Raw genomic sequence first — 13329 nt, 5'->3', positions numbered from 1 at the left:
TCACCGGAAGCTGACATCGCTTCAGGTGTCGGAGGGCTGACATCGCTTCAGGTGTCGGGAAACCGGCATCGCTTCAGCCGACGTCGGCTGCCGTCACTCCGGCGCGGGCGGCCGTCCGCCCACCCGCTCCACCGCCAGCGCACCTGCCCGGCACCCCTCCCGCGCGGCGTCCTCGGGCCGGGCGCCCGCGAGCAGGGCCGCGAGAAAGGCACCGGTGAAGGCGTCGCCGGCTCCCGTGGTGTCCCTCGGCGCCGTCGGCATGGCCGGGACGTGGGCGCTCACGGAGCCCGACCTGGCCACCATGGCGCCGTCCCCGCCCTGCTTGGCGACCACCAGCGGGACATGGCGACTCAACTTGGCCGCCGCGTCCACCGCATCGGGCAGCCCTGTGAGCAGACACGCCTCGTCACGGCTCGGCAGCAGGACGTCCAGGCCCTCCACCAGAGTCAGGAAACGGCCGACGCCCAGCTTCACGAGGAAGCCCGCCGACGCCGGGTCCAGGCTCACCGGCACTCCACGCGCGCGTGCGGACACCAACGCCGCCGCCACCAGGGCGCGGCTCGACTCGGAGAACAACAGGTAGCCCGAGAGATGCAGCCACGCGACACCGTCGAGCAGGGCATCCGACCAGTCGCCGGGGTCGAGCCGCAGGGACGCCCCGCTGTCGGTGAGGAACGTCCGCTCGGCAGCCGCGCCCGTGTCGACCAGGCAGATCACCGTCCCGGTCGGCGCCTGCGAATCCACGACGAGACAGGGCTGTACTCCGCTCGCGGTCAGCGCGCGCTCGTGCCACGCGGCAGCGTCCGCTCCTACGCGCCCCAGCAGCCGCACGTCCGTGGCGCCCCAATACGCCGCCCAGCAGGCCACATTGGCCCCGGCGCCGCCCGGCACCGTGCGGACGGCCGCCGTGGTGTCCGTACCCGAGGCCAGCGGTCCCCGGTGCCGGGCTATGACGTCCGTGACCACGTCGCCGACGACGAGCAGTGCGCCGTCGCGCCGCTCGGCCGGGGCGGGCCCCCTCTCCGGCTCGCTCACGCCCCGGCCCAGGCCGCCGCGATGCGCCCCGCCAGCCGTACGTTGCCGCGCACCGCCGCGAGATTGGCGCCCAGAGAGGCACCGTCCGTGTGCCGTACCAAGTAGTCCAGCAGGAAGGGCGTGACCGCCTGACCCGTGATGCCCTGCTCCTCGCACGCATGCAGCGCGTCGGCGAGCACACGCGCGTGCAGCTCGGGATCCAGCTGCTCCTCCTCCGGCACCGGATTGGCGACGATCAGCGCCGACTCCGGCCCGTCGAGCGCGTCCTGAGCGCGCATCACCTCGGCCACCTCCCGCGGCGACCCAAGTGTCCAGTCCACCGGATGCCCCGAGTCGGACAGGTAGAAGCCGGGGAAGCGTTCCGTCCGGTAGCCGGCGACGGCGACGCCGAGCGTCTCCAGCCGCTGCAGGGTCGCCGGAACATCCAGGATCGACTTCACGCCGGCGCACACCACCGTGATCCGCGCCCGCGCCAGCAGCCCCAGGTCGGCCGACTCGTCCTGCGTCACCGTCCACTCCCGGTGCACACCGCCGAGCCCGCCCGTCGCAAACACGCGTACGCCCGCCAGAGCAGCCAGCAGAGCCGTCGCCGACACCGTGGTCGCCCCGCTCGCCCCGGAGGCCACCGCGAGCGGCAGATCCCGGTGCCCCAGTTTGCGGATACCGTCCTCGTTCGCGATCCGCTCCAGCTGCTCCTTGTCCAGGCCGACGTGCGGTCGCCCGTCGAGCACGGCGATCGTCGCGGGAACGGCACCCTCCTGCCGTACGACGTCCTCCAGCTCCAGCGCCACCTGCAGATTGCGGGGGCGTGGCAGCCCGTGCGCGATGATCGTGGACTCCAGGGCCACCACAGGTCGACGCGCGTCGACCGCGTTCCGTACCTCTTCCGACACCACCAGCACCACGCGCCTGCCTCCTGTCCGTCGGTCTTCCCTCATCTCTGGCGGGCGGCGCACCGGGTCAAACCCTTGCGGCATGTGTGAGACACCACCAGCCTTGAATGCATGACCGACAACACGACACGCCTCGACCACGTGGTTCTCTGGGTGAGCGACCCGGCCGCGTCGGCCGCGTTCTACGAGAAGACGCTCGGCATGGTGCCCGTCAGGCTCACGGACTTCATCGCGGGCGAGGCGCCGTTCCCCTCGGTGCGCGTCAACGACGAGACCATCCTCGACCTCATGCCGATGACCATGGCGGAGCGCATGAAGATGCTCCCCGACGCCGCCCGCAGCGCGGGACACCCGGTCAATCACGTCTGCCTGTCCCTGCCGGAGGCCGACTTCCACGGGCTGCGCAGCCACCTGGAGGAGCAGGACGTACCGGTCTCGGAGTACTCGTACGACTCCTTCGGCGCCCGCGGCAAGGCCAAGCGCAGCTTCTACTTCCGCGACCCCGACGGCAACATCTTCGAGGCCCGGCACTACGACTAGGGCGCCGAGCAGGGGGCCACGCGAGCGTGGCCCCCGTTTCTCGGGACGTCGGAGCCGGGAACGTCGGAGCCGGGGACGTCAGGCCGCCCGTGCGGCGTCCAGCGCCCCGTGCGGATTCAGCACATACTTGCGGCTGGCGCCCTGGTCGAACTCGGCGTAGCCCTGTGGCGCGTCCTCGATGCCGATCACGGTCGCGTTGACCGCCTTGGCGATGTGCACCCGGTCGTGCAGGATCGCCATCATCAGGCCCCGGTGGTACTGCATGACCGGGCACTGTCCGGTCGTGAAGCGGTGGCTCTTGGCCCAGCCGAGGCCCAGCCGCACCTTCAGCGTCCCGGACTTGGCGTCCTGGTCGATCCCTCCGGGGTCGTCCGTGACGTACAGGCCGGGGATGCCGAGGGCACCGCCCGCGCGCGTGACACCCATCAGCGAGTTGAGGACCGTCGCGGGCGCCTCCTGGGCGTTCGGGCCGTGAGCCCGCGCTTCGAAGCCGACCGCGTCGACCGCGGCGTCCACCTCGGGTTCCCCGAGGATCTGCGCGATCTGCTCCTCCACACTGCCCTGCGAGACGTCGACGGTCTCGCAGCCGAAGCTGCGCGCCTGGGCGAGGCGTTCGGGGTTCAGGTCGCCGACGATGACGACGGCGGCGCCCAGCAGATGCGCCGAAGCGGCCGCCGCGAGCCCGACCGGGCCCGCCCCGGCGACGTACACCGTCGAGCCGACGCCCGCACCCGAGCTGACCACGCCGTGGAAGCCGGTCGGGAAGATGTCCGACAGCATCGTCAGATCGAGCAGCTTCGCGCGCGCCTGGTCCGGGTCGGGGAACTTCAGCAGGTTGAAGTCCGCGTAGGGGATCATGGCGAACTCGGCCTGTCCGCCGACCCAGCCGCCCATGTCGACATAGCCGTACGCGGCCCCGGGCCGGGCCGGGTTCACGTTCAGACAGATGCCGGTCTTGCGCTCCTTGCAGTTACGGCACCGCCCGCAGGCGATGTTGAACGGTACGGAGACGATGTCGCCGACGTCGATGGTCTCGACGTCCGGACCCCGTTCGACGACCTCTCCGGTGATCTCGTGTCCTAGGACCAGCCCCTCCGGCGCGGTCGTCCGCCCGCGCACCATGTGCTGGTCACTTCCGCAGATGTTGGTCGCGAGGACCTTGAGGATCACCCCGTGCCGGCACTTGCGGCCGACGTTGTCGGGGGCGACTCCCGGTCCGTCCTGGAGCTCGAGCGTGGGGTAGTCGATGGACCTGACCTCCACCGTGCCCGGCTTGAGATACGCCACTGCCCTGTTTCCGCTCATGCGTGATCGCCGTCCCTTCGGCCCGGGTCTTCCGGATGCCAGTCGGATGCCAGCGGCTGTGCGTATGGCCGAGTCTGCTCCTGCGGATGGGCTCCGGCCAGTCCTCTCGGCTACCGGAAGCGTCCGGTCTGCTCGGGCTCTGCGGGAGCAAGGCGGGCAGGGCTTGCGGCCCGGGCGGACGGGCGGAGGGCGAGCGGGGCGGGGGGCGCCCCGGATGAGCAGAGGGCGCGGACCGGGCGTCTGGACGAGCACAGCCGACGGCCCGGGGGAACCGGAATGGGCGCCGCGTACGGGCTGGCCGTGAGTTCCCTGCCTTCCCTGTGGCCCTGGCCGGCCGACGGGTGTCCCTCGTGGCGGACCGAGCGCCCCGGGGGCATGGCGTCAGTCGCCGGGCAGAGCCTTCTCCGTCCGCCTGCCCCGGGTGAACAGAGCCAGCCCCGCCAACGGCAGCAACAGGCACGCGGCGGCGAAGTTCAGCCAGGCGTAGCTCGCCTGCGCGACGACCAGCCCGGCGGCAGCCCCGCCGATGCCCGCGGAGGCGTTCATGACGAGGTCCGACAGCCCCTGCGCGGCGGCCCGGGCCGGCTGCGGCACGGAGTCCGTGAGCAGCGCGGAACCGGAGACGAGCGCCGCCGACCAGCCGAGCCCCAGCACGAAGAGCCCGAAGGCCGTCTGCCCATGACTGCCGCCCGCCGTACCGGCGACGAACACCGCGCACGCCAGCAGCCCCCCGGCGAGCCCGATCCCGGACAGCCGCCCCAGCCGGTCCGACAGTCGCCCCATGAGCGGCGCGAACGCGTACATGCCGGCGATGTGCCCGCTGATGACCAGCCCGATCAGATCGATGCCCGCGCCGTGGTGCGCGAGGTCGACCGGGGTCATCGACATCACCGAGACCATCGCCGTGTGCGCGACGGCCACCGTCACCACCGCGAGCCGCGCCCGCGGCGAGGCGGCCACGGCTGCCATCCCGGCGCGCAGCGAACGGGCCGCGGGCGACTGCTCCTCGGCCGGTGCGAGCGCACGTGCCGTCAGCAGCGGGTCCGGCCGCAAAAGTACGGCCACCACGACCGCGGATATCAGGAAGATCCCCGCCGCCCACAGGAACGGACCCGCCGCGGCGGGTATCCCGAGTCCCGTGACGCTACGACCGGCGGGCGCGGCGATGTTCGGGCCGAGGACCGCGCCGATCGTGGTCGCCCACACGACGAGCGAGATCGCCCGGGCCCGATGCTCCGGCTCGGCCAGATCCGCGGCGGCGAACCGCGCCTGCAGATTCGCCGACGAGGCCGCGCCGAACGCCGCCATCCCGCACAGCAGCAGCGGAAAGCTCCCGATGCTTGCCGCGAGCACCGTGACACCCGCTCCCACGGCCCCGATGAGATAGGCCAGGACGAGTCCCGGCCTTCGCCCTCGCGCGGTCATCAGCGCGGCGAGCGGCATCGACAACACCGCCGTACCGGCGACGGTCGCGGTGGGCGCGAGCCCGGACAGCGACTCGGTGCCGCTGACCTCCTGGGCCAGGACCGCAGCGAGCGCGATGCCGGTGGCGACGCCCAGGCCGCCCAGGATCTGCGTGGTGATCAGTACGCCCGAGATGCGGCGCCGCAGTGCAGGCAACCGATCGGGCGGGACGGGAACGACGGCCTGCCGCTCCACGGCGGTCACGACGCGCACCCGGCTGTACGGCCCGTCCGGCGGGTCGGCAGGGGACAACACATCGAATGGGCCGCATACAAGTGGGTGAAAGGTGTCGTCACAGGCGCAGTCTCCCCCTCATCTCCCGCCCGCCCAACCCTGCGAGGGACCGAGGAGCCTTCACAGTGTGAAGAATGTGAAGCCCTCGGAAGATCATCAGGAGATCAGAAGAGCGGCTCCGGCAGGACCCCCTCCAGCGCGAGCAGCTTCCGCTTCGTCTCCAGCCCGCCCCCGAACCCTCCGATGCCGCCGTCGCTCTCCACGACCCGGTGACAGGGCACGACGACCGGCAGCGGATTGGCGCCCATCGCCATCCCCACCGCCTGGGCCGCACCCGGCTGGCCGACCCGCCCGGCCAGATCGCCGTAGCCGACGACACTGCCGAATGGGACACCGGAGGCCAGCTCGTGCAGCACCTGCCGGTTGAATCCGGAGATCAGCGACCAGTCCAGCGGCAGCTCGAAGTCGCGGCGCGCACCCGCGAAGTACTCCTCCATCTGACGTATCGCCTCGGCCAGCAGCGGGGAGTCGGGTGCCTCGACCGGCTCGGTGCCCAGTCGGGACGCCAGTCGGGCGAGCGTCTTCTCGCGCACCTCCTCCGTGGCGTGGAACACGACGCTGACCAGTCCGTCGCGGGTCGCGGCCAGCATCAGCGGACCGATGTCGGTACCGACGACGGCCCACACGATCTGCTGCTCGTACTGCCCATGGCTGTCCATGCGCCAACCGTACGACCCACCACTGACAACGCCCCGCGAACGGGCGTCGGGCACCGCAGCCCGGCGCCATTCACTCCTCGGGCAGGGCGTCCCGCACCACGTCGGGGCTGTTGGTGATGATCCCGTCGACGCCGTACCCGGCGACCAGCCGGGCGGTGTCCGCGTCGTTCACGGTCCAGGTGAACACCTCCAGCGGCCTGCCGTGCGGCCCCTCGAACGCCTGGACGGAGTTGACGTAACCCGTGGAGATGGAGGTGTACGAGGGGTTGATCTGGTCGGCGAAGGTCGCGTACCAGGACAGGTCCGAGACGGGCGGCGTCCCGAGGAAGCCGGTCTTCACCGCCGGCTTCAGTTCGTGGACGGTCCGCACGCTGTCGGCGCTGAAGCTCTGCACGATCAGCCGGGCCAGGTGGGGCGCGTCGAGCCAGCCCCCGTTGTCCAGGGCCTTGAGGGTCTGCTGCTCGATGCCCGGATACAGGTCAGGGTTCTTGATCTCCAGGAGCAGCTTCTGGTGGTGCAGTTCCACCCGCTCCATGAACTGCCCCAGCGTCGGCACGCGCGCGCCCGCGTATGTGGGGCCGAACCAGCTGCCCGCGTCCAGACGGGCGATCTCGGCGGCGGTGAAGTCCTTCACCTTCCAGGGCGCCCGGCTGGGGAAGACCTGCTCCACATCGGTCGTGCGCTTCAGGTTGTCGTCGTGGAGGACGACCAGCTCCCCATCCTTGGTGCGCTGCACGTCGTTCTCGACCCAGCTGATGCCCAGTTCGGCGGCCTTGTCGACAGCGGCCAGCGTGTTCTCGGGTGCGTAGGTGGAGGCCCCTCGGTGCGCGATGACCGTGGGCCGCTCGGCGCCGGCCCGGGCATGGGGCGCGGGAAGCAGAAGCGCGGCGGTTCCCAGGACTGCGGTCGTCGTGGCGGCTACAACGCGCGCGTGCATGCGTACTCCTCGCGTCGAACGATCACGGACAGCACCACTGTGGCAGCAGAGGGTCAACGCTGGAGGAGTACAGAATGGCCACAGATTGAATGGAGTGGTCCGGGCCCGCTCACTCATGCCGCACAACTGGGGTAAGCCCGTGTTTCTTTGCCGGAAAATCGTTCGACCATTCCGGTGGGAGTTACTCTCTGCCTCAACCCTGAACCGCTCGGGCGGTCCTGGGAGGGGGCGCGTTTTTTCACGGCATTCCGGGACGTACCAGGGCGGGAAGGGCAGCTGCGTATGCAGGGCACGATCGACGGATTCAGCTACGGACTCGTCACCCCGCTGGTGGCCTACCTCATGGCCTGCCTCGGCGGTGCGCTCGGCCTGCGCTGCACCACCAGATCGATGCTCGTCTCGCAGTCCTGGCGCCCGGGCTGGCTCGCCCTGGGCTCGGCGGCCATCGGCTCCGGCATATGGACCATGCACTTCGTCGCGATGATGGGGTTCACGGTCGAGGGGACACCGATCCACTACGACAAGCCGATGACGTTCGCGAGTCTCGCCGTCGCCATCCTCATGGTCGGCGTCGGGATCTTCATCGTCGGTTACAAAGGCGCCCGCGGAACGGCTCTGTTCACCGGCGGCACCATCACCGGTCTGGGCATCGCCTCCATGCACTACCTGGGCATGGCCGGCATGCGGCTCAACGGCAAGCTGGAATACAACACGCTCACCGTCGGCATCTCCGTCGCCATAGCGATGGTGGCTGCCACCGCCGCGCTGTGGGCCGCCGGACAGGTCAGAGGGCTCATGTGGAGCGTCGGCGCCAGCCTCGTCATGGGCCTCGCCGTCAGCGGCATGCACTACACCGGCATGGCCGCCCTCAGTGTCCATCTGCACAGCACGGACACGCCCGCGACCGGCGACTCACCCGCCGGCCTGCTCGCGCCGATGCTGGTCGGCCCGCTCGCCTTCCTGCTGCTGGCCGGTGCCGTCGTACTGTTCGACCCGCACATGATCATGGGGAAACCCGCAGTGGTCCCCTCCGAGCCCAAGCCGGGCGTCCCGGCCCACACGATCGTCCAGCACCAGGCCCGCCGCCCGCAGCTGCGCACCCGCCGCAACCAGGACCACCGAGGCTCCCGGACCCCGCAAAACCACTGATCGGACCGCGTTGTCAGTGGGGGGTCGTACGGTTGACTTCATGCGGCCCGTTTCCAGCATCGAACGCACGGTGGCGCCCTTCGAGGTCGTCAGCCCCTACCAGCCCAGCGGCGACCAGCCGCAGGCCATCGCCGATCTCGCCCGGCGTGTCGAAGCCGGCGAGAAGGACGTCGTCCTGCTCGGCGCGACCGGCACCGGCAAGTCCGCCACCACCGCGTGGATGATCGAGAAGCTCCAGCGCCCCACCTTGGTGATGGCGCCGAACAAGACGCTGGCCGCCCAGCTGGCGAACGAGTTCCGCGAGCTGCTGCCGAACAACGCCGTCGAGTACTTCGTCTCGTACTACGACTACTACCAGCCCGAGGCCTACGTCCCGCAGTCGGACACCTACATCGAGAAGGACTCCTCGATCAACGAGGAGGTCGAGCGTCTGCGGCACTCCGCGACCAACTCGCTGCTCACCCGCCGCGACGTCGTCGTGGTCGCCTCGGTCTCCTGCATCTACGGCCTCGGCACCCCGCAGGAGTACGTGGACCGCATGGTCCCCCTCAAGGTCGGCGACGAGGTCGACCGGGACCAGCTGCTGCGCCGTTTCGTGGACATCCAGTACACGCGCAACGACCTCGCCTTCAGCCGCGGCACCTTCCGCGTGCGTGGCGACACCATCGAGATCTTCCCGGTCTACGAGGAGCTCGCCGTCCGCATCGAGATGTTCGGCGACGAGATCGAGGCACTGTCCACGCTCCACCCCCTCACCGGCGAGATCATCAGCGACGACGAGCAGCTGTACGTCTTCCCGGCCACCCACTACGTCGCGGGCCCCGAGCGCCTGGAGCGGGCAGCCAACGACATCGAGAAGGAGCTCGGCGAGCGCCTCTCCGAGCTGGAGAACCAGGGAAAGCTCCTGGAGGCCCAGCGCCTGCGGATGCGTACGACCTACGACCTCGAGATGCTCCGTCAGATCGGCAGCTGCTCCGGCGTCGAGAACTACTCGATGCACTTCGACGGCCGCTCGCCCGGCTCCCCGCCGAACACCCTGCTGGACTACTTCCCGGACGACTTCCTGCTCGTCATCGACGAGTCGCACGTCACCGTGCCGCAGATCGGAGCCATGTACGAGGGCGACGCCTCCCGCAAGCGCACCCTCGTCGACCACGGCTTCCGCCTGCCCTCCGCCCTCGACAACCGCCCCCTGAAGTGGGAGGAGTTCCAAGGGCGCATCGGGCAGACGGTCTACCTGTCGGCGACCCCGGGCAATTACGAACTCTCCCGCGGGGACGGTCACGTCGAGCAGATCATCCGCCCCACCGGCCTGGTCGACCCGGAGGTCGTCGTCAAGCCCACCGAGGGGCAGATCGACGACCTGGTGCATGAGATCCGGGAGCGTGTCGAGAAGGACGAGCGCGTCCTGGTCACCACCCTCACCAAGAAGATGGCCGAGGACCTCACCGCCTACTTCCTGGAGCTCGGCATCCAGGTGCGTTATCTGCACAGTGACGTCGACACACTGCGCCGCGTCGAGCTGCTGCGCGAGCTGCGCGCCGGCGAGTTCGACGTCCTCGTCGGCATCAACCTCCTTCGCGAGGGTCTCGACCTGCCCGAGGTGTCACTCGTGGCGATCCTCGACGCCGACAAGGAGGGCTTCCTGCGCTCCGGCACCTCCCTCATCCAGACCATCGGCCGCGCGGCGCGCAATGTCTCCGGCCAGGTTCATATGTACGCCGACAAGATCACCCCGGCGATGGAGAAGGCCATCGACGAGACCAACCGCCGCCGGGAGAAGCAGGTCGCGTACAACACGGAGAGGGGCATCGACCCCCAGCCGCTGCGCAAGAAGATCAACGACATCGTCGCGCAGATCGCCCGCGAGGACGTCGACACCGAGCAGTTGCTCGGCACCGGCTACCGCGCCAAGAAGGACGGCCGGGGCACCAAGGCCCCCGTGCCCTCCCTCGGCGACAAGGCCAAGGGCGCGAAGGCGGGCAAGGCCGCCAAGGGCAAGGCGAAGGAGACGGTGCCGACCGACCGCCCGGCGGCCGATCTCGCCGAGCAGATCGAGGAGTTGACGGAGCGTATGCGTGCCGCGGCCGCGGATCTGCAGTTCGAGATCGCGGCCCGGCTGCGCGACGAGGTGTCCGAGATGAAGAAGGAGTTGCGCCAGATGAAGGAGGCGGGCCTGGCCTGAGAGGCTGCTCGAACGGTCGTCGGCCGAACTCCCGGTACTCGCTGTGTTGCAAGACCGACACAAAGTGGGGACCGGGGTACGTCACTGTCAGTGCCCCTGCGTAGGGTTCTCGTCATCCGCGGACTCCGCGGCCAACAGGGGACAGCTCGAGAGGGGAATCAGCACGTGACCGTCAACATGACCAAGGGTCAGGCCATCAGTCTGCAGAAGAACGACGGCGGCAGCCTGACCGCGGTGCGCATGGGTCTCGGCTGGCAGGCGGCTCCCCGGCGCGGCCTGTTCGGCTCGCGTACGCGGGAGGTCGACCTCGACGCCTCCGCCGTCCTGTTCGCGGACAAGCAGCCGGTCGACGTCGTCTTCTTCCGCCACCTGGTGAGCGACGACGGCTCGGTTCGCCACACCGGTGACAACCTCGTCGGCGGTGTCGGCCAGGGCGGCGACGACGAGGCGATCCTCGTCGACCTCGCGCGCCTCCCGGTCCACATCGATCAGATCGTCTTCACCGTGAACTCATTCACGGGCCAGACCTTCCAGGAGGTGCAGAACGCCTTCTGCCGCCTGGTCGACGAGACCAACGGCCAGGAGCTCGCCCGCTACACGCTGGCCGGCGGCGGCCAGTACACGGCGCAGATCATGGCGAAGGTGCACCGCTCGGGTCCGGGCTGGTCGATGACCGCCATCGGCACCCCGGCCAACGGCCGTACCTTCCAGGACCTGATGCCGGCGATCCTGCCGCACCTGTAGGCCCGCCCGGCGAGCGGCACACGACACGACAAGCGACACAGGGGGACGAAGGCATGACGGCCGAGCTGGTGCGGGGGCAGAACCACCCGCTCTCCCAGGCCCGTCTGGAGATCCGGATCTCGGCCGGCACACCGATCGTGGCCGCAGCCACGCTCGGCGACGAGCAGGGCAGGATCCACGGCGTCGAGTGGGTGGCCCATCCCGGCACACCCACCCTGCCTGGCCTCGAGGTCTCCCGGCAGGCGGCCGCCGCCCATCGCCTCGCGGTGGACCTGGACGCCATGCCGGAGGCCGTCCACCGTGTCAGTGTGCTGCTCGCCCTGCCGACGGGGGCCGGCGGCCCAACCCGGTTCGGCGCCGTCGCGACCCCCTTCGTCGCGGTCACCGGCCTCGACGGCACCGAGGTCGCCAGCTACACCGTCACCGGCCTGGAGGCCGAGTCGGCCGTCGTGGCGCTGGAGCTCTACCGCCGCCAGGACGCCTGGAAGGTACGCGCCATCGGCCAGGGGTACGCCGGTGGCCTCGCCGACCTCTTGACCGACCAAGGCCTGCCCCAGGCCCAGCAACTCGCCGGCAGCATCAACGAAGCGGTGGCCCAGGGCATGGCCCGCTCGGTGCCGGCACCCCCGCCACGCACGGACGGCGACCGCTCCCGGCAGGCGGCCGCGCCGGCCCACGGCTCGGACCAGGGCGGCCCCGCATCGCAGGGCACATCAGGCCCCGCGTCGCCGTACGGCACGCAGACGCCGGACGCGCCCGGCCAGCCGACACCCCCGCCGACGTCCCCGTACGGCACGCAGGCGCCCGGCCTCCCGGGCCAGCCCGCGCCGCAGCCGTCGTACCAGGGCGGAACCGGCGCCACCGACCCGGCTCAGCCGTCCGCTCCCACCTCGGGCGGCCCCATCAACTACAGCCACCCGGGCCGTCAGACCGCGGCTCCGCCGCCGCCCCCACCGGCCGCACCCCCGGCACAGCCCGGGCAACCGGCGCAGCCCGTCGCGGGCGACGCCACCGGCTGGTCCATGGACGAGCGGCTCTACAACCAGGTGTGGGGCATGTTCGAGGACCTGGCCCGCACCACAGCCGCCTACCGCAGCGCGGTGGACTTCGCCGAATCGCGCATGGAGAAGGAACTCGACCAGGTCCTGTCGGACCCGCGCAGCCGGATCGGCGGTCAGGGCGACGCCGCGCGCGAGGCGGCCCAGGTCAAGCACACACAGCTCGTCAACCAGGCCAGGGCATCGCTCGACCGGGACATCGCCCAGCTCACCGCCGAGTCCGAGGTCGTCGAACCCGCGCTGCCGCTTGCGTTCGCGCGCTGGGACAACCCCGTCTGGCACGGCTACCGCGTACCGATGGAGATCCCCATGGCCCTGCGCCTGGGTGACCTCCACCTGCCCGAGAGCGACCGGTTGCGCATCCCGATGCTCGTCCGGCTGCCGCTGGAGCGGGGCCTGTGGATCGACAGCGGAGGCAGCGGCTCGCTCGACGGCTCGTTCACGGACTCCCATGACCTGCGGCGCCTCGCGATGGAGACCGCGGTGGCGCACGCGGCACGGCTGCTCGCCGTCTATCCGGCGGGCGAGTTCACCGTGCATGTCATCGATCCCGCCGGTTCGGGCGCACAAGCGCTGGTACCGCTGGTGCAGACCGGTGTGCTCGCTGCCCCGCCCGCCGTGGGCGCGACCGGTGTCGCGGAGGTCCTCGCACGACTCACCCAGCGTGTCGACCTGGTGCAGATGGCGGTGCGCGGAGGTGCCCCCGACTCTCTGCCGCCCGATTTCGACACCTCCGAGCAGCTGTTGATCGTCAACGACTTCCCGCACGGCTTCGACGACCGCGCCGTGAACCAGCTGCGCTACCTGGCGGACGAGGGTCCGGCCGTCGGCGTCCACCTGATGATGGTCGCGGACCGCGAGGAGGCGGCCGCCTACGGCCCGTTGCTCGACCCGCTGTGGCGCTCGCTGATGCGACTGACCCCGACGCCGGACGATCACCTCGCCGACCCGTGGGTGGGACACGCCTGGACCTACGAGCCCCCGCTCGTGCCGCCCGGCAGCCAGGTGCTCCAGCAGGTGCTCGCACAGGTCGCAGCAGCTCGGGCCAAGTACCGGTAAAGCGCCT

General features: G+C 70.6%; 11 protein-coding genes. 5 read left to right on the top strand and 6 right to left on the bottom strand.

Annotated elements, in window-relative coordinates; all coding sequences use genetic code 11:
• Positions 1 to 93 precede the first annotated feature (93 nt).
• Positions 94 to 1035, bottom strand: coding sequence for a carbohydrate kinase family protein (locus ACWGDB_RS17405; RefSeq protein WP_453823224.1), 942 nt, complete (start codon positions 1033 to 1035; stop codon positions 94 to 96).
• Positions 1032 to 1940, bottom strand: coding sequence for a pseudouridine-5'-phosphate glycosidase (locus ACWGDB_RS17400; protein ID WP_453823223.1), 909 nt, complete (start codon positions 1938 to 1940; stop codon positions 1032 to 1034). The genes ACWGDB_RS17405 and ACWGDB_RS17400 overlap by 4 nt, the downstream gene beginning before the upstream one ends.
• Before the next feature lie 99 nt (positions 1941 to 2039).
• Between ACWGDB_RS17400 and ACWGDB_RS17395 the strand changes: the two genes are divergently transcribed.
• Positions 2040 to 2468, top strand: coding sequence for a VOC family protein (locus tag ACWGDB_RS17395; protein WP_453823222.1), 429 nt, complete (start codon positions 2040 to 2042; stop codon positions 2466 to 2468).
• Between the two features lie 78 nt (positions 2469 to 2546).
• Here the strand turns inward: ACWGDB_RS17395 and fdhA are convergent, their stop codons facing one another.
• The 4 genes from fdhA to ACWGDB_RS17375 all read right to left on the bottom strand — a co-directional run bounded on the left by fdhA (position 2547) and on the right by ACWGDB_RS17375 (position 7127).
• Positions 2547 to 3773 (bottom strand): formaldehyde dehydrogenase, glutathione-independent, encoded by a 1227-nt coding sequence (gene fdhA, locus ACWGDB_RS17390; RefSeq protein WP_453823221.1) that lies wholly within the window; start codon positions 3771 to 3773, stop codon positions 2547 to 2549.
• Positions 3774 to 4154: 381 nt separating this feature from the next.
• A complete protein-coding gene (locus tag ACWGDB_RS17385; protein ID WP_453823220.1) occupies positions 4155 to 5441 on the bottom strand; it encodes an MFS transporter in 1287 nt (428 codons plus the stop codon).
• Between the two features lie 194 nt (positions 5442 to 5635).
• A complete protein-coding gene (locus ACWGDB_RS17380; protein WP_453823219.1) occupies positions 5636 to 6190 on the bottom strand; it encodes a methylated-DNA--[protein]-cysteine S-methyltransferase in 555 nt (184 codons plus the stop codon).
• Positions 6191 to 6260: 70 nt separating this feature from the next.
• Positions 6261 to 7127, bottom strand: coding sequence for a glycerophosphodiester phosphodiesterase (locus ACWGDB_RS17375; protein ID WP_453823218.1), 867 nt, complete (start codon positions 7125 to 7127; stop codon positions 6261 to 6263).
• Positions 7128 to 7409: 282 nt separating this feature from the next.
• Between ACWGDB_RS17375 and ACWGDB_RS17370 the strand changes: the two genes are divergently transcribed.
• From ACWGDB_RS17370 to ACWGDB_RS17355, 4 genes are all read left to right on the top strand, one after another.
• Complete coding sequence (locus ACWGDB_RS17370; protein ID WP_453823217.1) at positions 7410 to 8276, top strand: MHYT domain-containing protein; 867 nt, start codon at positions 7410 to 7412, stop codon at positions 8274 to 8276.
• 40 nt (positions 8277 to 8316) lie between these two features.
• On the top strand, positions 8317 to 10461 hold the full coding sequence (gene uvrB / locus ACWGDB_RS17365) for an excinuclease ABC subunit UvrB (RefSeq protein WP_453823216.1): 2145 nt from the start codon (positions 8317 to 8319) through the stop codon (positions 10459 to 10461).
• A 165-nt stretch (positions 10462 to 10626) separates the two neighbouring features.
• Positions 10627 to 11205: a TerD family protein gene (locus tag ACWGDB_RS17360; protein WP_453823215.1), complete on the top strand. Its 579-nt coding sequence runs from the start codon at positions 10627 to 10629 to the stop codon at positions 11203 to 11205.
• A gap of 53 nt (positions 11206 to 11258) precedes the next feature.
• A complete protein-coding gene (locus ACWGDB_RS17355; RefSeq protein ID WP_453823214.1) occupies positions 11259 to 13322 on the top strand; it encodes a TerD family protein in 2064 nt (687 codons plus the stop codon).
• Positions 13323 to 13329 lie beyond the last annotated feature (7 nt).

This window comes from Streptomyces sp. NPDC055013 (assembly GCF_053608645.1).
The sequence above is the reverse complement of the archived record's forward strand: the minus strand, read 5'-3'. Positions and strand labels throughout refer to the sequence as shown.